The sequence below is a fragment of the Rhodococcus sp. IEGM 1307 genome, assembly GCF_030056915.1.
GTDB classification, from domain to species: domain Bacteria; phylum Actinomycetota; class Actinomycetes; order Mycobacteriales; family Mycobacteriaceae; genus Rhodococcus_F; species Rhodococcus_F opacus_D.
The window spans coordinates 406807-428707 of sequence record NZ_JASHKW010000005.1 but is presented as its reverse complement, the minus strand read 5'-3'; the positions used below and the strand labels follow the sequence as shown (position 1 = coordinate 428707).

Sequence of the window (21901 nt, the reverse complement as noted above, 5' to 3'; positions counted from 1 at the left end):
ATCCGCCGCCCAGGACTCGTGTCAGGACTGCGCGAGCTCGGGAAACGAGAACTCACTTTCGACGCCGCCGTCCTCCACCATCAGCTCCCAGAGTTGAGCAGATTGGCGGACTCCGTTCCAGAGACGACGATGATCCTGAACCATCTGGGGTTGGCGATAGCCATGGAAACGAACGCTGAGGAGAGCAACGCAATCTTTCGAAGCTGGCGAGACTCCCTGCATGATCTTGCTCGACGTCCCAACGTCGTCTGCAAGATCGGTGGTCTAGGCCTGCCCTTCTGGGGTTTCGGCCTCGAAAGTCGGGAGACCAAGGCCGGTTCGGATGAACTGGCAGAGATCTGGCGCCCATACGTCGAAACCGCGGTGGAGGCGTTTGGTGCTGACCGCTGCATGATGGAGAGTAATTTTCCGCCGGATGCTCGATCGTGCGGATTCGTTCCCCTGTGGAACGCGCTGAAGTCCGTTACGGAAGCCTGCTCTGCCTCGGAGAGGACGGCACTGTTCAGTCGTACGGCGAGGCGTGTTTACCGAATCCCGTCCGTTGGACAGGCGGACGTGCGCGGCCCCCGCGGCCGTGGACCGGGGGCCTCCGCACGCCCTGATGCTGTGACCGTTCAGGCCAACGCCGCGGCGACGGCCTCGGCCGCGGCGAATCCGGCGTTGTCCAGTTCGTCGTTCACCGGTGTCGGGCAGGACGACAGTTTCACGACGACGACGCCCCGGTCGACGTCGATGTAGATGGACTGACCGTAGATGCCCAGACACAACAGCACACGCCGATTGGGGTGGGGAATCCAGAACTGATTTCGGTACATTCCGCCCGGGAACGGCGTTCCGGTCGGCGATTGGGAATATGCCTCACACGAATCGGGCGCGCCACGTAGGGAATCGTCGATCCAGTGCAGCGGCACGACCTGTTCGGCGCCGATGCGTCCGCCGCGGCGGAGCATCTCACCGAATCGCGCAACGTCCCGGAGTGTCGCGGCGAGGCCGCCGTCCGCGAAAACGGCTCCGGCACGGTCCACCCCGGCGTCCATGTCGTCGGCGGCGAACTTCGACCACACGAGCCGCGACAGCAGCGCCGGCATACGGTCGGCGGCGGCGCGTTCGCACACCCAGCCGAGTACATCCGTTTCGCACGATCGGTATTCGAAAGGGCCGCCGTGGGGGCGAGCCGCCCTCAGCATCGGAAGGAACTGGTAGAGCGACGGCGGTACCCAATCGTCGACGCGCGGAATCCAGCCCACAGCCTGATCGAGGAACCGCACCTCGGCGCCGGGCTCCACGTATTCTTCGGAGAATCGGATGCCGGAACGCATGTCGAGGATATGGCGCACAGTGGCGCCCGCGTAGCCGGAGTTCGCAAGCTCCGGAATGTACTCTGTGAGGGCGGCTTCGGGGTCCAGCAGACCGGCTGCGATCAAGTTTGCCGCGACGGTTCCGACGATTGACTTGCTGACCGAGAACAGCATGTGCGTCCGGCCGGGTTCGAGGTCTCCGGGATACAACTCGGCGCGCACGGTGCCGTTGTGGAGGACCATGAATCCGTCGGTGTAGGTGCGGTCGAGTATCGAACGGAGCGTTTCGGTGCCGACGGGGAGATCGAGATCGAGCGGGTCGCCGTCGGTGAGTGGCAGTGGCGCCGATCCGGCAGCGACCCGTGCCGTCGGCACGACTTGCCGCATTCGGCCGAAGGTGTACCGGTTGGTCGGTGGGCTCTGCCAATCCGCAAGGCTGACAAACGACTTGGTATCGATCATTTCACGGCCTCGCTGCTCTGTCCGGCGGCGACGATGACCGCCTGCTCGTGGGTGAAGCTCATTTCAGGTGTCGGCCGGCGGAAGCCGCGTGTGAGCCAGACGAGGTAGACGATTCCGATTGCCAACCAGGAGATTCCGGAGATCAGTGCATGCTCGCTGAGCTGGGTGATCATGTACAGCGTCACGGCGGCGCCGACGAGCGGCATGACCACGAAGTGGACGGCACTCAACTGCCGTGTGGCGTAGTTCCGCAGGTAGTACACGATGACGCAGAGGTTGACCGCGGTGAAGGCCGTGAACGCGCCGAAGTTGATGAATCCCGTCGCGGTTTCGAGCGGCATGTTCATACCGAGGAAGCACATGCTGCCCGTGACGAGCACACAGAACACCGGAGTCCGGGTACGGCCGTTGAGCTTTCCGAACAATCGGCGGGGAAGCACGCCGTCGCGGCCCATGATGAACAGTAGACGGCTCGAGCTGAGCTGGACGGCCAGGCAGGATGCCGATCCTGCGATGATTCCCGCGAGGTTGGTCCAATCGGCGAAGAACTGACCACCGACCTGCACCGACATCGCGTACGACGCGGCCTGCGCGTCGTCGAAGATGTCGCCGGGGTGGACGAGCTGCATGACATATGCCACGACGAAGAAGATGACGCCGCCGATCGAGACGATCCAGATGATGGCCCGGGGGATGTTTCGCGCGGCGTCCTTGGTCTCTTCGGCGAGTGTGGTCACCGCGTCGAAACCGAGAAACGAGTACGCCGCGATCGCCGCTGCCGCGGAGATGCCGGCGACCGTGCTGTCGGAGTTCCAGAACGGTTCGCCGTAGGAGGCGACCGGATTGCCGGCGAGGAACTTGATGCAGTACGCGAAGAAGAGCAGTACCAAGAAGGTGGAGACGGCGAGCAGCAGCCGGTTGAGACGATCGGCGAGCGCGATCCCGATGACATTGATCGCCGTCGTCAAGCCGGCGTTGATCAACATCCACAGCCAGATGGGAACCGCCGGGAACTGTGCGTTGAGCAGGATCGACTGCGCCAGCCACGCGACCATCGGCAGGAACAGGTAGTCCAACAGGATCGCCCATCCGACCAGGAACCCGGCCGCCGAGCCGAGGTTGCGGCGGGCGTAGAAGTACGCCGAACCCGAGACCGGGTAGATGCGCGCCAGCCGTGCGTAGCTCAGTGCGGTGAGCAGCATCGCCCCGGTCGCGACCAGGAACGCCGTGGGCGCGGTGCCGGCACTGACGACTGCGATGACGCCGAAAATGATCATGACCAGGCTCGGAGCCATGTAGGACAACCCGAATGCCACTACTGACGGCAGTGTCAGTCGCGGCGTCAACTGTGGTTCGTCAGTCGCTGTCGCGACCCGCGATTCCGTCATGCGAACTCCTTGAAGTAGTGCTGTGGCGACGACCACTAAACTCCGCTGCGACGGTGTTGTCAACGCTGTTGACAACTTTGTGGGCAGCAGGATGCGCGGGTGCTGTATTGCTACGGTGGATCGATCGAGGGATCGAGGGGAGCACGATGGCGAAGGACACCGCTCGCGCCACAACGCCGGCGCGGACGACGCGGCGTGAACGCAAGGGGCTGCAGCAGGAAGCCGCGGTGAAGGCTGCGTTCGAACTCGCTCAGCGTGACGGCGCCGCAGGGCTGACGATGCGTCGCCTCGGCGAGGAACTGAAGGTCGATGCGACGACTCTGTACAGGCTGTTCCGCGACAAGGACGAGTTGCTGCTGGCCGTCTACGACCATGCGACCGCGGTCGAGCTCGAGGAAATCGGGGAGGTGCCCGAAGGCGAGCACTGGCAGGACACGTTGCGCCGCATCGCCGATCGGATCTGGGCGACCGCGGTCCGTTCACCTGCCATCGCGGCGCTGACGTTCGCCCGTACGACGGGCGGTCCGGCAGAGCGCCGAATGGTCGAGCTGATCCTCGAGACGTTCGCGCGGTCGGGCCTGTCTCGCGAAGCCACGGTCCGGTACTACCGGGCATTTGCCGACGCCACGCTCGGGCTCGCCGGGCAGGTCGCCGTACTTGCCACCCTGGACCCCGAGATCCAGGCGAAGGACGCCGCGTCATGGACGCGCATCTACGCGCATCTACCCGACGGCGAGTATCCGACGGCCCGCGCCCACATCGCGGAGCTGACCGGCATCGATCGTCGGACGATCTACGATCTGGTCGTCGAGGCCGTGCTGGCGGCCGCCGAGCGCGAGAGCGCCGAGTCGGCCTAGCGAATCGCGAGCGGGCTCGAACGACACCGTTCGTTCCGCCACAACACCGACGGGGTAGTGAGCGACGGGGACGCGGAAGCCGTGTACGACCGCGAGAACGTCGACGGCATCTGTGGGTGCAGTTACCGAGCAGACCAGTTCGTATCGGACGGCTTTCTCTGCCAGCGCCACGACGAGGCCTCGACGGGGGACCAACTCGACGAAGCCTTCGCTCCGGAGTGTAAGAAGCCCCTCGCGGACAGGCCTCGTGCTGACTCCCACGGCTTCGGCAATCCGCTCGATGCGGAGGAAATCGCCCACGCACGTCGCCGGAAATGATCATCTCGCGCACATACGAGGCAACTTCCTCCGGAAGTTGCTGTCGCCTTGATCTGTCATGCAGCGGCATCGGCGGTCGCACCTTCCCGGATATGAGACTGATTGATATACCATCGGCCTCTAATGTGGTTGCGAGCTTGTGAAATGAGGCGGTCGCAGGCCTTGAATTTGGTTGCGCATCTCGTCGGCCGGCGTGGCCTCGGCGCACTTCGTGGTCGCTAGACTCGACTGGTGGACATCCGGGACGCCGAGTACCTCGTCGCCGTGGCCGATCACGGCAGCATCACCGAGGCCGCGCGGGCACTGTTCATCGCGCAGCCTTCGCTGTCGCAGGCGATCCGGACTCTCGAACGCGATCTGGGTGTCGAACTGTTCGATCGTGGAGGGCGGAAGCTGCGGATCACCCCGGCGGGCACGTCGTTCGCGCATGCGGCGCGGCAGGTCCTCGCCGATGTGGAGCGGGCGCGGGCCGTCGTGCACGACGTCGCCGAACTGCGGTCCGGCACGCTGACGATCGCAGTTCTCAATTCTCTTGCCGCCGATCCGCTTCCGCGGATCGGCGGCCGGTTTCATCGACAGTACCCGCGCGTGGTCCTGGCCACGGTGTCGGCGGACGTTCCCGACGGTGTGGGCCGCGCGGTCCGGTCGGGTGAGTGCGACCTCGGGCTCACCGAACTGCTCGTCGACCACCAGGGGCTCGAGTTCCGGATGGTGGGGGAACAGGAAATCGTGCTCGCGCTCCACGCGGATCTGGCGATCGAGCTACCCGATCCGGTGCCCGTCGACCTGCTTGCCGACATTCCCATGATCGTCGAGATCGGGTCGCGGCCACGACTGCCGGTGAACAACATCGCCGTCGAGTGTGCGCATCGTCAGTCGATGTGGGAACTGGTTGTCCAGGGTGCGGGGGCGACCCTGCTGCCGCGGCGCGTCGCCGAGCAGGAACTGCCGGGGGTCGTGGTGCGCTCGCTCGCACCGCCGGAGGTGCGCACCATCGGTCTCGTCCATCGACCGGATCCGCTTCCGCCCGCGGCGGCGGCGTTCATCGCCGCGCTCGACGAGGCTCAGGGCGCGAGCGTATCGAGGAACGCGCGTCCGGCCGGAGACAGCCGGGCTTCGTCGTAGATCACCCCGTACGGGACGGTGATCGGCGGGTCGAGGGTACAGATCCGGGCGCCGCCGACCGCGGCCCGTTCCGCGAGGGTGCGTTCCATGAACGACATTCCCACGCCCTCGACGACGAACGCGCCGACGGCTTCCCGCTGCTCGACGACGGCCGACATGATCGTCCGGCTCCCAGCGGCCTGCAGTGCCTTCTCGATGACGGTGCGCGACGACGACTCCTTGGGCAACCCCACCACGGGAATGTTCGGAAGGTCATCGAGGGGGAACGGATCTCGCCAGTCGATCTCGGCGTCGTGCGGAACCACCAGCCAGTACTCGTGGATTCCGAGGACGCGCGTCGTCAATCCAGCTGCAGCGAAGGGGAAATGACTGAAGGCGATCTCGCAGTGTCCGTCGCGGATCAGCGAGGCGATGACGTCGACCGGCCGCAGGTCGGCGAGCCGGACGACCACGCCGGGATACTGCTTGCGGAAGGACCCGATCAGTTCCGTGACGGGGCCTTCCGCGACGTGCGCGGACGCGCAGATGTCGAGTCGGCCGCGCGGCAGTCCCGAGACGTCGACCAGCGAGCTCTCGGCGGCCACCAGGTCTCGCACGATCTTCCGCGCCGGACCGACGAATGCCTTTCCCGCCGCACTGAGCACCAGGCCGCGGCCCACGCGGTGGAACAGTTCGACACCGAGGTCACGCTCGAGATTGCGCAGCCCCTTCGACAACGACGGCTTGGTGACGCCCAGGGCCTCGGCCGCGAGCGCCAGGCCGTCGTTGTCGACGGTGGCGAGAAAGTACTCGACGTGACGCGACTCCACCAGTGCAGACTACTGCGTACGACCCGTCGATCCGCCGGATGTCAGATGTGACGTCCGCCGGTGACTTCGAGAACGGTGCCCGTCATGTAGCTGGACAGATCGGACGCGAGGAACAGTGCGACGTTCGCGATCTCCTCGGGCTCGGCACCGCGGCCCATCGGGACCTCCTTGAGCTTCGCCTCGATGATGTCGGCGCGCAGGGCGCGGATCATGTCGGTGTTCACCACGCCGGGCTGGATCGCGTTGACCCGCACCCCGAGGTGGGCGACCTCCTTCGCGGCCGCCTTGGTCAGGCCCACCATGCCGGCCTTCGCGGCGCTGTAGTTGGTCTGCCCGACCATGCCGACCTTGCCCGAGATCGACGAGATGTTCACGATCGAACCCTTGCCGGCCTCCCGCATCGCGATCGACGCGATCTGGGTGCCCAGCCACGCGCCCTGCAGGTGCACGTCGATGACGGAGCGGAAATCGGCGAGCGACATCTTGCGCAGCGTCGCGTCGCGGGTGATGCCGGCGTTGTTGACCCACACGTCCATCGCGCCGAACGCGTCGATCGCCGTCTTTCCGAGGTTCTGCATCTGATCCGGATCGGTGACGTCGCAGGCGACGGCGACGGCCTGGAAGCCGTCGGCCTCCAGCTTTCCGGCGGCGGCCTTGACGTTCTCGGCGTGCATGTCGCCGAGGACGACCGACGCGCCCTCACTCGCGAACTTCCGGGCCATCTCGAAACCGATGCCCTGGGCCGCGCCCGTGACGACGGCGACCCGTCCCTCGAGAAGTGCCATTGATTCTTCCTTCCTCAGTTGTACGAACGCAGCAGCCCGCGGCTGATGATCTGCTTCTGAATGTCGCTGGTGCCCTCGCCGATGAGGAGGAACGGTGCCTCCCGCATGAGGCGTTCGATCTCGTATTCCTTGGAATAGCCGTAGCCGCCGTGGATCCGGAAGCTGTCCTGCGTCACCTCGGAGCAGAACTCGCTCGCGAGGTACTTGGCCATCCCGGCCGCGACGTCGTTGCGTTCCCCGGAGTCCTTGAGCCGCGCCGCATTCACCATCATCAGGTGTGCTGCCTCGACCTTGGTCGCCATCTCCGCGATCCGGAAGGCGATCGCCTGGTGTTCGGCGATCGGCGAACCGAACGTCTCCCGCGTCTTCGCATATTTCACGCCGAGTTCGAATGCGCGCTGGGCGATCCCGCACGCGCGGGCGGCGACGTTGACGCGGCCGACCTCGACGCCGTCCATCATCTGCCGGAAGCCGCGGCCCGGGTCGCCGCCGAGGATCGTGTCTGCCGCGGCCTGGTAGCCGCTGAACACCATCTCGGTGGTGTCGATGCCCTTGTAGCCCATCTTGTCGATCTTCCCGGGGATCGTGAGCCCGGGTAGCACCTCGCCGAACCCGGCGGGCTTCTCGATGAGGAACGCGGTGAGGTTGTCGTGGGGCTTCGCCGCACCCTCCTCGGTGCGGACCAGCACCGCCACCAGCGTCGACGACCCGCCGTTGGTCAGCCACATCTTCTGGCCGTCGATCACGTAGTTGCCGTCCGCTGCCCGGGCCGCCTTGGTCCGGATGGCGGCGACGTCGGAACCCAGTTCGGGCTCGGACATCGAGAACGCGCCGCGCAGTTCACCCGTCGCCATGCGTGGCAGGTAGTGGGCCTTCTGTTCGGGTGTGCCGTGACTCGCGATCATGTGCGCGACGATGAAATGGGTGTTGATCACCCCGGACACGCTCATCCATCCCCGCGCGATCTCCTCGACGCACAGTGCGTAGGTGAGGAGGGATTCCCCGATGCCGCCGTACTCCTCGGGGATCGTGAGCCCGAACAGGCCCATCTCCTTCATCTGCTCGACGATGGCCGTCGGGTACGTGTCGGAATGTTCGAGCTCCTGCGCCTGCGGAATGATCGCCTTGTCCACGAACTCTCGCACTGCCGAGACGATCTCGCCCTGGGTGTCCGTGAGCCCGGCGGTCTGCGCCAGTCGTGTCATTGTTCCACCTGTCCCGTGTTCATCATTTCTCCGTACTCTGCTCGGCGTGCACGTCGTTCAGGCGGTCGCGCAATGCGGACCGCAGGACCGCACCCCGTGGGGACAGGGGCAACTCGTCGACGAAGACCACCTCACGCACCTTCTTGTACGGCGGCACCGTGGCCGCCACGAACTCGATCAGTTCCTCGGCGGTGATGCGCGCCGTGGTTTCTGCCACCACGAATGCGACGGGCATCTCCCCGACCCCGAGAACGGAGCGGCCGACCACCACGACGTCGAGAATGCCTCGTCGTGACAGCAACAGCTGTTCCAATTCGTGCGGATCGACGGTGTAGCCCTTGTAGAGGAGTGCGTCCTCGGGTCTGCCAACCATGTCGAATATCGAGTTCCATCTCGCCGGGAAATTTCATTGTTCGTGAATATGCCCGGACAATTCCTCCGGACACTGACACCTATTGAAGTGCCTCGGACCGCCGTGGTCAAAGACGCTGTAGGAAACCGACAGTTTCCCTCTTCCTATGGGTCGTAAATGCCGTCTGCGCTGCGCGTTCTCGTTCGTGGCACTCGCTTGACAGCGAGGCCGGGTTGCTGGATATTCACCTTCATGGCTGAACGCGAAGTGAGTGACGAAGACTTCAAGGACATTCTCGCGCAGACGAGAACCTTTATTCAGAAGGAAGTAATTCCCAGGGAAAATGAAATCGCGGAAAAGGACCTGATTCCGGACGACATTCGCCGCAAGGCGGCGGAGATGGGTCTGTTCGGGTACGCCATCCCGCAGCAGTGGGGCGGGCTCGGACTCGACCTCACGCAGGACGTGGAACTGGCCATGGAGTTCGGGTACACGAGCCTGGCGTTGCGGTCGATGTTCGGCACCAACAACGGGATCGCGGGCCAGGTGCTGGTGAATTTCGGTACGGACGAACAGAAGTCGGAATGGCTCGAGCGCATCGCGTCCGGTGACGTGGTCGCGTCGTTCGCGCTGACCGAGCCGGAGGCCGGGTCGAACCCGGCGGGCCTGACCACCCGCGCCGTCCTGAAGGACGGCAAGTGGACGATCAACGGCACCAAGCGGTTCATCACCAACGCGCCGTTGGCCGATCTGTTCGTGGTCTTCGCCCGCACCCGTCCCGCCGACGAGACCGGCACCGGCATCGCGGTGTTCCTCGTCCCCGCCGACACCGCCGGCGTCGTGGTCGGGCCGAAGGACAAGAAGATGGGCCAGGAGGGTGCCTGGACCGCGGAGGTCGCGTTCGACGACGTGAGCGTCCCCGAATCGGCCCTGGTCGGCGGCAGTGAGGAGGCCGGTTACCGTGCCGCCATGACGTCGCTCGCTCGTGGTCGCGTGCACATCGCCGCCCTCGCCGTCGGTAGCGCTCAGCGGGCGCTGGACGAGTCCGTCGCCTTCGCGGCGGTCACGAAGCAGGGCGGCACCCCGATCGGTGACTTCCAGTTGGTGCAGGCGATGCTCGCCGACCAGCAGGTGGGGGTGTCCGCGGGCCGCGCGCTGGTGCGGGACGCGGCGCAGAAGTACGTCAGCGGTGAGGATCGTCGTATCTCCCCGTCCGTGGCGAAGCTGTACTGCACGGAGATGGCCGGCAAGGTCGCCGACCTCGCGGTGCAGGTCCACGGCGGCACCGGATACATGAGAGACGTTCCGGTGGAACGGATCTACCGTGAGGTCCGCCTGCTGCGCCTGTACGAGGGCACCAGCGAGATCCAGCGTCTGATCATCGGCGGCGGCCTCGTCCGCGAAGCGAAGAAAGCGCTCTGAGCCCATGTACGAAGCAGTGATCTGTGAACCCGTCCGCACCCCAGTCGGGGGATTCGGCGGCATGTACCGCGACATCCCCGTCACCACCCTCGCATCGACGGTGTTGAAGGGCCTGATCGAACGGACGTCGATCACGTCCGACGACATCGACGACGTCATCTTCGGTCAGGGCTACGCCAACGGCGAGGCTGCGGCCATCGGCCGGATCGCTGCGCTCGACGCCGGCCTCGACGTCACCGTGCCCGGCATCCAGCTCGACCGCCGCTGTGGCTCCGGGCTGCAGGCCGTGATCTACGCGGCCATGCAGGTGCAGACCGGAATGAGCGATCTGGTGATCGCGGGCGGCGCCGAGTCGATGAGCCAGACCGAGTTCTACAGCACCGGAATGCGCTGGGGCGTCAAGGGTGCGTCGGTGGAATTCCACGATCGCTTGGCCAAGCCCCGCACCAACTCCGGCGGCGTCAACTTCCCCGTCGAGGGCGGCATGATCGAAACCGCGGAGAACCTGCGCCGCGAGTACTCGATCAGCCGCGAGGAGCAGGACGCGTACGCCGCCGAATCCCACGCGCGTGCGATCCGCGCCCAGGACGGTGGCCTGTTCGACCCCGAGACGATCCCGGTGACGGTGCCGGGCAAACGCGGTAAGCCCGACGTCGTCGTCACCACCGACGAGCACCCGCGCCGCGATGTCACGGCCGAGTCGTTGTCGGCGTTGCGGCCCATCCGGTCACGCGTCGACCCGGAGGCGACCGTGACCGCCGGCAACGCCTGTGGTCAGAACGACGCGGCCGCCGCCGCGATCGTGACCACCCCCGAGAACGCGGAACGTCTTGGCCTGCGCCCGTTCGCCCGGCTCGTCAGCTGGGGCGTCGCCGGAGTAGAGCCGAACCGCATGGGCATCGGCCCGGTCCCCGCCGTCGACAAGGCCCTCACCCGGGCGAAGCTCACCCTCAACGACATCGATCTCCTCGAGATCAACGAGGCGTTCGCAGCGCAGGTGCTGGCGTGCGCGCGGGAGTGGAAGTTCGACGAGTCCGACATGCGAGACCGGTTCAACGTCAACGGATCCGGCATCTCCCTCGGCCACCCCGTCGGCGCCACCGGTGGTCGTATCCTGGCCAATCTGCTTCGTGAACTGGACCGCCGCCAGGCCCGCTACGGCATCGAGACGATGTGCATCGGCGGTGGGCAGGGCATCGCGGCCGTGTTCGAGAACGTCAACATCTAGCCGTTCCACTTCCGCCCGGTACCGGGCCGACCCGAAAAGAGTGTCATGCGCGTATTCCAGGGAATCGACGACGTCGAAACCGCAGTCGGCGAACATCTCGGCCACAGCGACTGGCTCGAGATCACGCAGGAACGCGTGAACGGGTTCGCCGATGCCACCGAAGACCACCAGTGGATCCACGTCGATCCCGAGCGTGCCGCCCAGGGCCCGTTCGGGGCCCCCATCGCCCACGGTTACCTCACGCTGTCGTTGCTGCCGAAACTTGGCGCCGAACTCATGCGCATCGACGGCGTGAAGCTGGTGATCAACTACGGCCTCAACAAGGTTCGCTTCCCCCAGCCGGTGAAGGTCGGGGCGAAGGTGCGGGCCGGCGGTGAGATCGTGTCGTTCGAGCGCACCAACCAGGGCGCGCAACTGGTCGTCAAATACACCATCGAGATCCAGGGTGAGGACAAGCCGGCGTGCGTCGCCGAGACCGTCCGCGTCCTGGTCTCCTGAAACGAGGAACAACATGCGTAGAGCAGCACTGGTCGCCCCCGTCCGCACCGCGGTCGGCCGTTTCGGCGGAGCACTGCGCGACGTCCCGGCAGAGACGTTGGCCGCCAACGTGATCAAAGAGACCGTGGCACGGTCTGGGATCGACCCGATCCTCATCGAAGACGTCGTGATGGGCCAGTCGTACGCCAACTCTGAGGCCCCGTGCATCGGACGGTGGGCGGCCCTCGAGGCGGGACTGCCGATCCGCGTCGCCGGACTGCAGACCGACCGCCGCTGCGGCACGGGCCTGCAGGCCCTCGTGACCGCGTCGATGATGGTGCAGACCGGCGCGGCCGACGTCGTGCTCGCCGGCGGCGTCGAGTCGATGAGCAACATCGAGCACTACACCACCGGTGCCCGCTGGGGCACCCGCGCCGGATCGCTGAACCTCTACGACCGCCTCGACCGCGGGCGGGAACGCTCCCAGCCGGAATGGCGGTTCGGGAAGATCAGCGGAATGATCGAGACCGCCGAGAACGTCGCGGCACGGTGCGGAATCGGCCGTGAGGAGTCGGACGCGTTCGCAGCCGAGAGCCACGCGAAGGCCCACGCAGCCTGGGAGGTAGGCAAGTTCGACGACGAGGTGATCGAGGTGAAGATCACCGACCGGAAGGGCAACGTCTCCGTCGTCTCCCGGGACGAGGGCATCCGCCCCGAAACCACGCCCGAGACCCTGGCACGCCTGCGGAGTGCTCTCAAAGACGGCGTCGTCACCGCGGGCAACGCGAGTCAGCAGAACGATGCGGCGTCGTCGATGCTCGTCGTCGCCGAGGATCAACTCGACGAACTCGGGCTCGAGCCGTTGGGCGTCCTCACCGGGTGGGCCGCAGCCGGGTGCGAACCCGCACTGATGGGCCTCGGACCGGTCGCGGCGGCGTCGAAGCTGTTCCAGAGGACGGGCGCGAGCTTCGACGACTTCACGCTGATCGAGCTGAACGAGGCTTTCGCGTGCCAGGTGCTCGGCGTCCTGAAGGAGTGGGGTTTCGAGGATCGGGACCGCCTCAACGTCAACGGGTCCGGGATCTCGCTCGGACACCCGATCGGCGCGACCGGAGCGCGAATGACGACCACCGCGCTGCATGAATTGCGGCGACGGGGCGGCGGCAAGGCGCTTCTCACGATGTGCATCGGTGGAGGGCAGGGAATGGCCGCCATCGTCGAAGGTGCCTAACTCCGACTGATGCGCGCGTCCGCCGGCTCCGACATCGGGGTCGGCGGACGCGACATCACGTGATTGACGAGGAGTGCGACGAAGACGACCGCGCACCCGATGGCACCCACTGCGAGAGCGAGCCGGATTCCGTTTTCGGTGGGAAGTAGGTCCGGTGCCAGGTTCGCGGCGAGCACCGCACCTGCGAGGGCGCTGCCGAACGAACCGCCGACGGTGCGCAGCACCTGGTTGAAGCTCACGGCGCTGCCGAGTTCGGTGTCGGCGACGCTGCGGGCGATCAGGGCAGGCATTGCCTCGTAGGCCAAGAGGGAACGTCAAGTCGCCGATCTGATCGCCGAAGGCCTGACCAATCAGGCATCGCCGACCGCCTGGTGATCTCACCCCGCACCGCGCATGGCCATGTGGAGCACATCCTGGCCAAACTGGGCTTCACCTCCCGGACCCAGGTCGCGGCCTGGGTCGTGGAGCGGGCGCACGATTAGGCGCACGGGAGAGCGGGAACAATTTACACCATCCGATTACCGCTCGAAATTGGTTCGAGCGGGCTCCGGCAACGACGACGGCCGCCTTGCCGATGCCGCTACGGAAAGTCTGGTGGTGTCACCAGGTCCTGCAGGGAGTCTCCAAGGAAGCGGGCGATGGACGACCGCAAGGCGCTGGAGGTCCTCGTTCGCCCGTGACGGTCTGGCCGCGTTCCTGCCGTCCGCTGCGGAAGGCCCGGTGCGCTTGCGCGCAGCGCGCACACGATCCACCTGTCCGAATCTCGCTCGCCGGACGGACGGTGCGGCTTACGATTGAGATTCAAGCCCTGCGGCTCATTCCCTCTGATCGCGTGCCCAGCCGAGTACATCCCACGGAATCCGACAGCCGGTCTCGCCAAGAGAGCGAGTAGCCGGTGCGTCGAGTATCGGAGGGATGCAATGAGTGCAACACCCACTTTGAAGAAGGCGCTGAGCCAGCGGCAGCTGACGATGATTGCGATCGGCGGGGTGATCGGCGCAGGCCTGTTCGTCGGCTCGGGTGTCGTCATCGGCGACACCGGGCCGGGGGCGTTCATTACCTATGCGCTTGCCGGGGTCCTGATCATCATGGTCATGCGGATGCTGGCCGAGATGGCGGTGGCCAACCCGTCGACCGGATCGTTCGCCGATTATGCCCGCGCCGCGTTGGGCAACTGGGCCGGCTTCTCCGTCGGCTGGTTGTACTGGTACTTCTGGGTGATCGTCGTCGGCTTCGAGGCGATCGCCGGCGCGACGATCATCCAGTACTGGATCGACATCCCGTTGTGGTTGTCGGCATTGGTTCTGATGATTCTGATGACGGCGACGAATCTGTTCTCGGTGTCGTCGTTCGGTGAGTTCGAATTCTGGTTCGCCGGGATCAAGGTGGCCGCGATCGTGGTGTTCATCGGGCTGGGCACACTGTTCGTTCTCGGGGTGTGGCCGAACAAATCGCTCGACTTCTCGAACCTGTGGAGCCATGACGGGTTCCTGCCGTTCGGCGCCATGGCCATCACCGTCGGTGTGGTCACGGTGATCTTCTCCATGGTCGGCGCCGAAATCGCGACGATCGCCGCTGCGGAATCGGCGGACCCGGAGCGGGCGGTGACCAAGGCCGCGAACTCGGTGATCGTGCGGATCGCCGTGTTCTTCGTCGGCTCCACGTTCCTGCTGGCGACGATCCTGCCGTGGAACGACGAGGATGCGGCCGCGTCCCCGTTCGTCGCCGCGTTCACCGAAATGGGGATCCCGTACGCCGACCACATCATGAACGCCGTGGTGTTGACGGCGGTGCTGAGCTGTCTCAACTCGGGCATGTACACCGCCTCACGCATGTTGTTCGTGCTCGCTGCGCGCCGGGAGGCGCCCGCGCAGCTGGTCAGGGTGACCCGGCGCGGGGTTCCTGCTACCGCGATACTCGCGTCCTCGGTCGTCGGTTTTCTGTGCGTCATCGCCGCGGCAGTCTCACCGGACACCGTCTTCGTCTTCCTGCTGAACTCCAGCGGTGCGGTCATCCTGTTCGTCTACCTGCTCATTGCCGTCTCCCAGATCGTCCTGCGGTACCGCACCCCGGACTCGGAGCTTCGGGTCAAGATGTGGCTGTTCCCGGTGTTGTCGATCATCACCGCGGGCGCGATCGTGGCGATCCTGGTGCAGATGTATCTGCAAGACGATGTGCGGTCGCAACTGGTGCTGAGCCTGTTGTCATGGGCCGTCGTCATCGTGTTGTTCCTCGCCAACAAGTGGTTCGTGGGCCGGCGGCCCGTCGTGGAAGGGGTCGCGGCGACCACACGACCGCACCGCGTCCTGGTGCTCGCGAACCAGACCGTCCAGTCCAAGGAAATGCTCGACGAGCTTCGTCGCATCGACGCGGATCGGGATGCCACCTACTTCGTGGTCGTGCCTGCCAGCCCGATCGAGACCGGAACCGCCGCCACCCACGGTCCACTCGACGTCGCGGAAGCGACCCGAGAGGTCGCACAGCGGCGGTTGGACGACACGCTGGCGACACTCCGCGCGGAGAACCTCGAAGCCGACGGCGAGTTGGGCGACTACCGGCCGCTGCGGGCGCTGGCCGCCGCCGTCGACTCGTTCCGTCCGGATCAGATCGTCATCTCGACACTGCCACCCGAAGAGTCGGTGTGGCACCGCTTCGACGTCGTGGACCGCGCCCGCGCCGAGCACAGTGTGCCGGTGACGCACGTCGTCGTCACCCCGGTCGCCGCAGGGAGAGCCCCCCGATGACGATCATCGCCGGCTTCAGCTCGAGCCGTCAGGGGACCGCACCCCTCAACCTGGCGGTGCAGATATCACGCTGGACCGGCGACAAGGTTGTGGCCGCGGCGATCGTGGAACGGCCGTGGCCGGCGAAGGACGACCCCATCGAACGCGAATATCTGGGCTACGTCACCGAGCAGGCTTCGCACGCGCTGGACAGGGTGGTCGGCCAGCTGCCCGGGGGCCCGGACATTCCCCGCGTCGTCCACCAATCCGATTCCATTCCAACAGGGTTGATCGAACTCGTCACCGCCCACGACGCGCGTCTCGTGGTTGTCGGGTCGTCGTCGTCCGGGCTGCTGGGCAGGGTGACGCTGGGCAGCGTCACCGAACGGCTGGTCCATACCGCGGCGGTGCCCGTCGCGATCGCTCCGCGCGGCTACCCGCCGGCGCCGGAGTCGATCCGCCGGATCACCGTCGCGTATGGAGGCGAGGCCGATGTCAACGGCCTCGTTGCTGCCACCGCCGAGCTGGCCAGGCAGTGGCCGGTGCAATTGCGGATCGTGTCGTTCACGGTGCGGCCGATGACGATGTTCGGCGGCGCGATCGAGCGATCGACGGAGGACCTCGTCGTCCAACAATGGGCTCGCCGGACGCGCGCCGATATCATCAAGCAGCTCAACGCAGTTCGCGCCCGAATTCCGGTTCCCGACGTGGACGTCGTGGTCGGCAGCGGCCACGACTGGCGCGAAGCGGTGGAGGCCGTCTCCTGGGAAGCCGGCGACATGCTGGCGCTGGGTTCGGGCGCGGCCGGACCCGCGGCCCACGTATTCCTCGGCTCGGCCGCCTCGAAGATCCTGCGTCACGCTCCGGTGCCCGTGCTGATCGTTCCCAGAAACAAGGTGACGGCCTAGGCGTCGTTCGTGCCCATCCGGGAGAAAACATGCCGTGAAACGACTATCCCGCTCGTTCATGGGTACTACTTCCGTACCAATCCGTGTCGCAGGGGAGGGACCATGACAGCCGAGAACGAGGGTCACCGCACCGACGTCGACAAGGCGTTGCTCGGGCACACCACCTATCGCAGCCTCGGCGAACAGCATCTCTCACCCGCCGAGGAGCGATTCGAGAAGGGCCGCCGCACGATAGGGCTGTTTCTCGCACCACTGATCACGATCGCGTTCCTCGCCCTGCCGATCGACATACCGCCCAACCAGCAGACGTTGGCCGGCGTGCTGCTCGGCGTCATCGTGCTGTGGGTGACCGAGGCGGTGCCGATCCCGATCGGCGGGCTGCTCGGGGTGGCGATCGTGGTGTTTCTTGGCGTGGCGCCGGCCGACGAGGTCCTCGCCGCGTTCGGGTCGTCGACGATCTTCACGTTCATCGGAGCGTTCATCCTCGCCCAGGCGATGCTCAAACACGGCGTCGCACGGCGGTTCGCGTTTCGGATCCTGACCCTGCCGCGTGTCGGCCAGTCCACCACCGGAGTGATCGTCGCGTTCGGCGCGATCACGTGCGGGCTCTCGGCGTTCGTATCCAACACCGCGACCGTGGCCATGCTGCTGCCCACCGCCCTGGGCATCCTCGGCGTCATCGCGAAACTCATGCAGCGCCGCGGCGTCGTCGCAGCGGACTTCGACCCGTTGCGTCTCCGGGTGGGTGCCGCGATCATGCTGATGCTCGCGTACAGCGCAAGCGTGGGCGGCCTGCTGACCCCGGTCGGGAGCCCACCCAACCTCATCGGACGCGGGCTCATCGAAGAGGCCACGGGGGAGCGGATCAGCTTCGGGCAGTGGATGGTGATGGCCATCCCGATCTGCCTGCTGATGTTCATCGCGCTCGCCATCATCCTGCTGCGCCTCAACAAGCCGGAGATTCGGCGGATCGAGGGCGTCGCCGATTACCTGGCGGAACAGCGCGCGGAAATGGGTCCGCTGTCGCGTGCCGAGAAGAACACCCTCATCGCGTTCGGAGTCACGGTGACGCTGTGGATTCTGCCCGGTGTCGTCGCGGTGATCGCCGGCAACGACTCGGACCTCTACGGCACGATCAGCGACCGACTCGACGAGGGCATGGTCGCGGTCTTCGGGGCGGCGTTGCTCTACCTTCTGCCGACCGATTGGGAGAATCGGGAGTTCACGCTGACCTGGCGGGACGCAGCGAAGATCGACTGGGGCACGATCGTGCTGTTCGGCAGCGGCATCATCTTCGGCGCACTGCTCGCCGACACCGGACTCGCCGAGACGATCGGCACCTCCGTCGCGGACTCGCTGGGCCTGACGAGCGTCGTCGCCATCACCGTCTTCGCGGTGCTGCTGGCCATCGCCGTGTCGGAGACGACGAGTAACACGGCGTCGGCGGCGGTCGTGGTGCCGATCGTGATCCCGGTGGCGTTGGCGGCCGGGGTCAACCCCTTCGTGCCTGCGCTCGCGGCCACGTTCGCCGCATCGTTCGGCTTCATGCTGCCGGTCTCGACGCCGCAGAACGCCGTGGTCTACGGCTCCGGAGCAGTCCGGATCACCACGATGATCCGAAGCGGAATCACCTTCGACATCGTCGGTGCAATTCTGATCATCGTCTTCCTGCCCTTGATGATCGGAGTGGTCGGCCTCGGCGGTGGGTGATCAGCCGGTACGGACTCCCAGTACCCGAAGGGCCAGTTCCTCGATTTCGTCTCGGTACCGCGGTCGGGTGTGCAGGTGCCGCAACCGCGAAAGGTCGTTGACCAACCCGATCGCGGCGAGCACCGTAGTCCGGGTTTCGTGGGTGTCGGTGCCGAGGAGATGTACCCACTCGTCGATGTACTCGCGTTGAGCCGTGCGTGACTGCGACTGTGCCTCTTCGGGTAAATTCGTCGACTCCTCGATGAGGATGCCGATGGCACTGTCGGGTGCCGACACGGCCGAGGCGTACGAGTGCACCACCAGAGCGAGCGCGTCCTCGCGGGAGCGCGCACCGGCAAGCGCCTGGACCAACCCCATCCGCAGGGACTCGGTGCCTCGGACGAGGATCGCCTGGAGCACCTCGGCCTTGCCGGAGAAGTAGGTGTAGATGCTCGAACTCGCCATCCCCGCGGCGGCGCCGATGTCGTCCATCGTCACCGACTGGTAGCCGCGCCGCCTGAACAGGGAGATGGCGGCGGTCAACAGGGTTTCACGACGGGAAGCGTGAGCGAAGCCGGAGACGTATGCCTCCTCGGCAGGTATCTCCTCGGCGTGCCGGATCGGAGCGCTCCGCAGCCGTTCGCACAGCTCCAGCAGCAGGCTCTCCAAGCGTTTGCGCGGCAAGGTCGTTCGGTGCCGGGCGGGACTGAGGGCGACGCTCGACATGGCCCAGGCCAGCAAGTCGGCGTCCGCAGTGGTGAGGTCGGGGCGTTCGGAGCGGAGGGCGTCGGCGATGCGTGCCGGGACCGACTGAACGGCCGTCCGCACCTCGGCCCGGCGTTCGGGAGCGAGGTGGCGGGCTTCCTGGTCGAAGAGGACCGCGCGGAATTCGTTGTCGAGGCAGTAGCGGAACAGGGCCAGACAGTTCGAGGCCGAGTCCTCGGGGTCGACGTCGTCGAGGGTGGCCGTGATCGACGAGACGGCATTGAGTATCGCCTGTGCCAGAAGGTCCTGCTTGTTCGGGAAATGGCGGTACAGCGCCCCCGCGGTGATTCCCACCGCGGAGGCGATGTCCTCCATGTTCACCCCGTGGTAGCCGCGTCGCCCGAATTGCTCTCGGGCCACCGTGATGATCTGCGCTTTACGGTTGCGCGGCCGCGGTGTCTTCTTGGCGGACGGCTCGACAGCAGGTGTGTCGTCCGATGTGTCGATCGTCATTGCAGCCTCGGGGTGTCAGTGCGCGGTGCGGTCGGCCAGGTCGGAGAACCGCCGGCGGAGTTCTCTCTTGAGTATCTTGCCAGCCGGCGAGACCGGCATCTGCTCCACGATCGTGATGCTCCGTGGCGACTTGTACCCGGCGATCAGTTTCTTGGAGTGGGCTCGCACGTCGTCGCAGGTCAGTGACGTGCCAGGTTTCATCACCAGAAACGCGTGCACCCGCTCGCCGAACCGATCGTCGGGAACACCGATCACCGCACACTGCACCACATCGGGATGAGAGGCGAGAGCATTCTCGACTTCGGTCGAGTACACGTTCTCTCCCCCGGAAATGATCATGTCCTTCAGTCGGTCCACCACGAACAGGTAGCCGTCCTCGTCCATGTAGCCGCCGTCGCCGGTGTACAGCCAGCCGTCGCGCAGCGCCGCCGCGGTCTCTTCCGGTCGATTCCAGTAACCGGTCATGATGTTGCCGCCGCGGGCAATGATCTCGCCGACGTCGCCGCGGGGGAGTTCGTTGCCACGGTCGTCGACAACCCGCACCTCGACGTGACCCATCGGCCGACCGGCCGAATTGAGCCGGGTGGCCGCGTGGTGGTCGTCGGCGCTGAGCGAGGTGAGTCCGGGGCCGGCCTCGGTCATCCCGTAACCCTGCACGAAATCAGCTTTCGGGAAGGCGCGCTGGGCCTGGCGTAGCAGGGTCTCGGAGATCGGGGACGCGCCGTACTGAATTGCGGTGATGCTGGACAGGTCGCGGATCTCGCGCTCCGGGTGGCGCAGCAACATCTGGATCATGGTCGGTACCAACAGCATCGAGTTGATCCGCTGCTCTTCGATCAGTCGCAGCGCCGCGGCCGGTTCGAACGACGGCAACATCACCAGGATGCCACCGGCGATGTTCTGGCCGTTCCAGCTGGCCAGTGCAGCGAGGTGGAACATGGGTGCGGACAGCAGGGCGCGGCCGCCTGCGACGGCGGTGTGGTTGGCGGCCAGCGACCCGAGGCTCGCGGTCATCAGGTTGAGGTGGGTGAGCATGACGCCTTTGGGGCGGCCGCTGGTACCACCGGTATAGAAAATCCCTGCCAGGGTGTCTCCGCCCACGCGCAGGTCTTCGACGGGTTCCGCGGTGGCGACCAGGTCTTCGTAACGGAGAAGCCCGTCCGGCGTCTGTTGGTCGCCGCAGTGCACCACTGCTCGCAGCGACGGGAAGAATGTGCGAATCTCGTCCAGCAGCGGTACGAAGGTGTCGTCGACCAGCAGTACCGCCGTCTGTGAGTCTTCGAGGGCGAACGCGATCTCGGCGGCGCTCCAGCGAGTGTTGAGCGGGTTGACCACGCCGCCTATCCACCAGGTGGCGAAGAAGTACTCGTGGTACCGGTCGGAATTGAGCGACAGCATGCCGACGCGGTCGCCGACCCCCACACCGAGACCGAGCAGAGCGCCCGCGAGGCGGGCGACCCTGTCTCCGGTCTCGCTGCTGGTGTGGATGCGGTCCCCGCACACGGTCATGGGCTGGTTCGGGCGTTGCTGCACCGCGCGATGCAGTGACTGAGTCAAGTACATGGGGACCCCTCCTGTCGGGGATGGTTAGCGGCTGCCGCCGTCGCAAACCAGGCACTGGCCGCTGACGTAGTCGGTCTCGGGCAGGCACAGGGCGAACACTGCGCCCGCTGCCTCGTCGGGACGGCCGGCCCGGCCCAGCGGGATGGACCGCTCGGCTGCAGCGAGCAGCTGCGGGTTGACGCCGACCTTGATCTCCCGGCCTTCGACGTCGATGGTGGCGTTGCCGTCCGCCGACGCCTCCGTCAGGCGGGTGTTGATCAGGCCGTAGGCGACCGCGTTGACATTCACCCGGTAGCGGCCCCACTCGCGGGCGAGGGTCTTGGTCAGTCCGATGATGCCGGCCTTGGCGGCGGCGTAGTTGGACTGGCCGGCGTTGCCGACGACACCGGCGTTGGAGGAGATGTTGACGACCTTGCGGTGGTAGTCGGTCGGGTTCGCCTTGATGTACGGCTGCGCCGCGCGCAGGATCTGGAACGGTGCCTTCAGGTGCAGATCCAGGATGGTGTCCCACTGCTCGTCGGTCATCTTCTGGATGACGTTGTCCCAGGTGAAGCCGGCATTGTTGACGATGATGTCGAGGCCGCCGAAGGTGTCGACGGCGGTGGCGACGAAGCGGTCCGCGAAGCCTTCCTCGGTGACGGAACCGATACTGGCGACGGCCTTACCGCCGGCTGCGACAATCTCCTCGACCGTCTCCTTGGCCGGGCCCGGGTCGAGGTCGTTGACGACGACGCTGGCGCCCTCGGCCGCAAACTTCATGGCGATGGCACGGCCGATGCCGCGGCCGGATCCGGTGACGATGGCTGTCCTGTTGTCGAGCTTGCCCATGAGCGGGACTTCCTT

General features: G+C 66.1%; 18 protein-coding genes and 4 pseudogenes. 11 read left to right on the top strand and 11 right to left on the bottom strand.

Going from position 1 to position 21901, the window contains the following annotated elements; translation table 11 throughout:
• Nucleotides 1-18: 18 nt before the first annotated feature.
• A pseudogene (locus tag QM841_RS43395) lies at nucleotides 19-474 on the top strand (amidohydrolase family protein); the annotation flags it as partial.
• Between the two features lie 140 nt (nucleotides 475-614).
• Here the strand turns inward: QM841_RS43395 and QM841_RS12830 are convergent.
• Both QM841_RS12830 and QM841_RS12825 read right to left on the bottom strand, forming a co-directional pair.
• A complete protein-coding gene (locus QM841_RS12830) occupies nucleotides 615-1760 on the bottom strand; it encodes a serine hydrolase domain-containing protein (RefSeq protein WP_283332282.1) in 1146 nt (381 codons plus the stop codon).
• Nucleotides 1757-3148, bottom strand: coding sequence for an APC family permease (locus tag QM841_RS12825; RefSeq protein ID WP_283332281.1), 1392 nt, complete (start codon nucleotides 3146-3148; stop codon nucleotides 1757-1759). Before QM841_RS12825 ends, QM841_RS12830 begins: the two co-directional genes overlap by 4 nt.
• 146 nt (nucleotides 3149-3294) lie before the next feature.
• Here QM841_RS12825 and QM841_RS12820 point away from each other — a divergent pair, with 146 nt between their 5' ends.
• A complete protein-coding gene (locus QM841_RS12820; protein WP_283332280.1) occupies nucleotides 3295-4005 on the top strand; it encodes a TetR/AcrR family transcriptional regulator in 711 nt (236 codons plus the stop codon).
• Nucleotides 4006-4170: 165 nt separating this feature from the next.
• Here QM841_RS12820 and QM841_RS12815 read toward each other — a convergent pair.
• Nucleotides 4171-4393 (bottom strand): annotated as a pseudogene (locus QM841_RS12815) (GntR family transcriptional regulator); the annotation flags it as partial.
• Between the two features lie 161 nt (nucleotides 4394-4554).
• Here QM841_RS12815 and QM841_RS12810 point away from each other — a divergent pair.
• Complete coding sequence (locus QM841_RS12810; RefSeq protein ID WP_283332279.1) at nucleotides 4555-5448, top strand: LysR family transcriptional regulator; 894 nt, start codon at nucleotides 4555-4557, stop codon at nucleotides 5446-5448.
• Here QM841_RS12810 and QM841_RS12805 read toward each other — a convergent pair.
• The 4 genes from QM841_RS12805 to QM841_RS12790 are packed head-to-tail and all read right to left on the bottom strand — an operon-like array spanning nucleotide 5388 to nucleotide 8620.
• Nucleotides 5388-6257 (bottom strand): LysR family transcriptional regulator, encoded by an 870-nt coding sequence (locus tag QM841_RS12805; protein ID WP_005250384.1) that lies wholly within the window; start codon nucleotides 6255-6257, stop codon nucleotides 5388-5390. The genes QM841_RS12810 and QM841_RS12805 overlap by 61 nt on opposite strands.
• Nucleotides 6258-6298: 41 nt before the next feature.
• Nucleotides 6299-7042, bottom strand: coding sequence for a 3-oxoacyl-ACP reductase FabG (fabG, locus tag QM841_RS12800; protein ID WP_283332278.1), 744 nt, complete (start codon nucleotides 7040-7042; stop codon nucleotides 6299-6301).
• Nucleotides 7043-7056: 14 nt separating this feature from the next.
• Nucleotides 7057-8247 (bottom strand): acyl-CoA dehydrogenase family protein, encoded by a 1191-nt coding sequence (locus QM841_RS12795; RefSeq protein WP_133985452.1) that lies wholly within the window; start codon nucleotides 8245-8247, stop codon nucleotides 7057-7059.
• Between the two features lie 22 nt (nucleotides 8248-8269).
• Nucleotides 8270-8620: an AMP-binding enzyme gene (locus tag QM841_RS12790; protein WP_054245945.1), complete on the bottom strand. Its 351-nt coding sequence runs from the start codon at nucleotides 8618-8620 to the stop codon at nucleotides 8270-8272.
• Between the two features lie 231 nt (nucleotides 8621-8851).
• Between QM841_RS12790 and QM841_RS12785 the strand changes: the two genes are divergently transcribed.
• Genes QM841_RS12785 through QM841_RS12770 form a run of 4 tightly spaced genes read left to right on the top strand, consistent with a single transcriptional unit; the run spans nucleotide 8852 to nucleotide 12957 of the window.
• On the top strand, nucleotides 8852-10021 hold the full coding sequence (locus QM841_RS12785) for an acyl-CoA dehydrogenase family protein (RefSeq protein ID WP_283332277.1): 1170 nt from the start codon (nucleotides 8852-8854) through the stop codon (nucleotides 10019-10021).
• Between the two features lie 4 nt (nucleotides 10022-10025).
• Nucleotides 10026-11249, top strand: coding sequence for an acetyl-CoA C-acetyltransferase (locus QM841_RS12780; RefSeq protein WP_283332276.1), 1224 nt, complete (start codon nucleotides 10026-10028; stop codon nucleotides 11247-11249).
• Between the two features lie 45 nt (nucleotides 11250-11294).
• Nucleotides 11295-11747: a MaoC family dehydratase gene (locus QM841_RS12775; RefSeq protein WP_283332275.1), complete on the top strand. Its 453-nt coding sequence runs from the start codon at nucleotides 11295-11297 to the stop codon at nucleotides 11745-11747.
• 13 nt (nucleotides 11748-11760) lie between these two features.
• Nucleotides 11761-12957, top strand: coding sequence for an acetyl-CoA C-acetyltransferase (locus QM841_RS12770; protein ID WP_283332274.1), 1197 nt, complete (start codon nucleotides 11761-11763; stop codon nucleotides 12955-12957).
• Here the strand turns inward: QM841_RS12770 and QM841_RS12765 are convergent.
• Nucleotides 12954-13262: pseudogene (locus QM841_RS12765) on the bottom strand (MFS transporter); the annotation flags it as partial. The gene QM841_RS12770 and the pseudogene QM841_RS12765 sit on opposite strands and share 4 nt — an antisense overlap.
• Here QM841_RS12765 and QM841_RS12760 point away from each other — a divergent pair.
• From QM841_RS12760 to QM841_RS12745, 4 genes and pseudogenes are all read left to right on the top strand, one after another.
• Nucleotides 13261-13439: pseudogene (locus QM841_RS12760) on the top strand (response regulator transcription factor); the annotation flags it as partial. The pseudogenes QM841_RS12765 and QM841_RS12760 sit on opposite strands and share 2 nt — an antisense overlap.
• A gap of 438 nt (nucleotides 13440-13877) precedes the next feature.
• The gene (locus QM841_RS12755) at nucleotides 13878-15701 is read left to right on the top strand and encodes an amino acid permease (RefSeq protein ID WP_283332273.1); all 1824 of its coding nucleotides are present in this window, start codon (nucleotides 13878-13880) and stop codon (nucleotides 15699-15701) included.
• Nucleotides 15698-16588 (top strand): universal stress protein, encoded by an 891-nt coding sequence (locus tag QM841_RS12750; RefSeq protein ID WP_280779732.1) that lies wholly within the window; start codon nucleotides 15698-15700, stop codon nucleotides 16586-16588. Before QM841_RS12755 ends, QM841_RS12750 begins: the two co-directional genes overlap by 4 nt.
• A 102-nt stretch (nucleotides 16589-16690) precedes the next feature.
• Entirely contained in the window at nucleotides 16691-18298 is a 1608-nt protein-coding gene (locus QM841_RS12745; protein ID WP_283332272.1) for an SLC13 family permease, read from the top strand.
• Here the strand turns inward: QM841_RS12745 and QM841_RS12740 are convergent, their stop codons facing one another.
• Genes QM841_RS12740 through QM841_RS12730 form a run of 3 tightly spaced genes read right to left on the bottom strand, consistent with a single transcriptional unit; the run spans nucleotide 18299 to nucleotide 21886 of the window.
• Nucleotides 18299-19495: a TetR/AcrR family transcriptional regulator gene (locus tag QM841_RS12740; protein ID WP_283332271.1), complete on the bottom strand. Its 1197-nt coding sequence runs from the start codon at nucleotides 19493-19495 to the stop codon at nucleotides 18299-18301.
• A gap of 15 nt (nucleotides 19496-19510) precedes the next feature.
• Complete coding sequence (locus QM841_RS12735) at nucleotides 19511-21058, bottom strand: acyl-CoA synthetase (RefSeq protein WP_283332270.1); 1548 nt, start codon at nucleotides 21056-21058, stop codon at nucleotides 19511-19513.
• Nucleotides 21059-21082: 24 nt separating this feature from the next.
• Nucleotides 21083-21886 (bottom strand): SDR family NAD(P)-dependent oxidoreductase, encoded by an 804-nt coding sequence (locus QM841_RS12730; protein WP_182624317.1) that lies wholly within the window; start codon nucleotides 21884-21886, stop codon nucleotides 21083-21085.
• Nucleotides 21887-21901: the final 15 nt, after the last annotated feature.

What these genes read in the sequence shown, in the direction of transcription:
- QM841_RS12830 (WP_283332282.1), bottom strand. Translation starts at nt 1,760, where the DNA reads ATGATCGATACCAAGTCGTTTGTCAGCCTTGCGGATTGGCAGAGCCCA.
- QM841_RS12825 (WP_283332281.1), bottom strand. Translation starts at nt 3,148, where the DNA reads ATGACGGAATCGCGGGTCGCGACAGCGACTGACGAACCACAGTTGACG.
- QM841_RS12820 (WP_283332280.1), top strand. Translation starts at nt 3,295, where the DNA reads ATGGCGAAGGACACCGCTCGCGCCACAACGCCGGCGCGGACGACGCGG.
- fabG (WP_283332278.1), bottom strand. Translation starts at nt 7,042, where the DNA reads ATGGCACTTCTCGAGGGACGGGTCGCCGTCGTCACGGGCGCGGCCCAG.
- QM841_RS12795 (WP_133985452.1), bottom strand. Translation starts at nt 8,247, where the DNA reads ATGACACGACTGGCGCAGACCGCCGGGCTCACGGACACCCAGGGCGAG.
- QM841_RS12790 (WP_054245945.1), bottom strand. Translation starts at nt 8,620, where the DNA reads ATGGTTGGCAGACCCGAGGACGCACTCCTCTACAAGGGCTACACCGTC.
- QM841_RS12785 (WP_283332277.1), top strand. Translation starts at nt 8,852, where the DNA reads ATGGCTGAACGCGAAGTGAGTGACGAAGACTTCAAGGACATTCTCGCG.
- QM841_RS12780 (WP_283332276.1), top strand. Translation starts at nt 10,026, where the DNA reads ATGTACGAAGCAGTGATCTGTGAACCCGTCCGCACCCCAGTCGGGGGA.
- QM841_RS12775 (WP_283332275.1), top strand. Translation starts at nt 11,295, where the DNA reads ATGCGCGTATTCCAGGGAATCGACGACGTCGAAACCGCAGTCGGCGAA.
- QM841_RS12770 (WP_283332274.1), top strand. Translation starts at nt 11,761, where the DNA reads ATGCGTAGAGCAGCACTGGTCGCCCCCGTCCGCACCGCGGTCGGCCGT.
- QM841_RS12755 (WP_283332273.1), top strand. Translation starts at nt 13,878, where the DNA reads ATGAGTGCAACACCCACTTTGAAGAAGGCGCTGAGCCAGCGGCAGCTG.
- QM841_RS12750 (WP_280779732.1), top strand. Translation starts at nt 15,698, where the DNA reads ATGACGATCATCGCCGGCTTCAGCTCGAGCCGTCAGGGGACCGCACCC.
- QM841_RS12745 (WP_283332272.1), top strand. Translation starts at nt 16,691, where the DNA reads ATGACAGCCGAGAACGAGGGTCACCGCACCGACGTCGACAAGGCGTTG.
- QM841_RS12740 (WP_283332271.1), bottom strand. Translation starts at nt 19,495, where the DNA reads ATGACGATCGACACATCGGACGACACACCTGCTGTCGAGCCGTCCGCC.
- QM841_RS12735 (WP_283332270.1), bottom strand. Translation starts at nt 21,058, where the DNA reads ATGTACTTGACTCAGTCACTGCATCGCGCGGTGCAGCAACGCCCGAAC.
- QM841_RS12730 (WP_182624317.1), bottom strand. Translation starts at nt 21,886, where the DNA reads ATGGGCAAGCTCGACAACAGGACAGCCATCGTCACCGGATCCGGCCGC.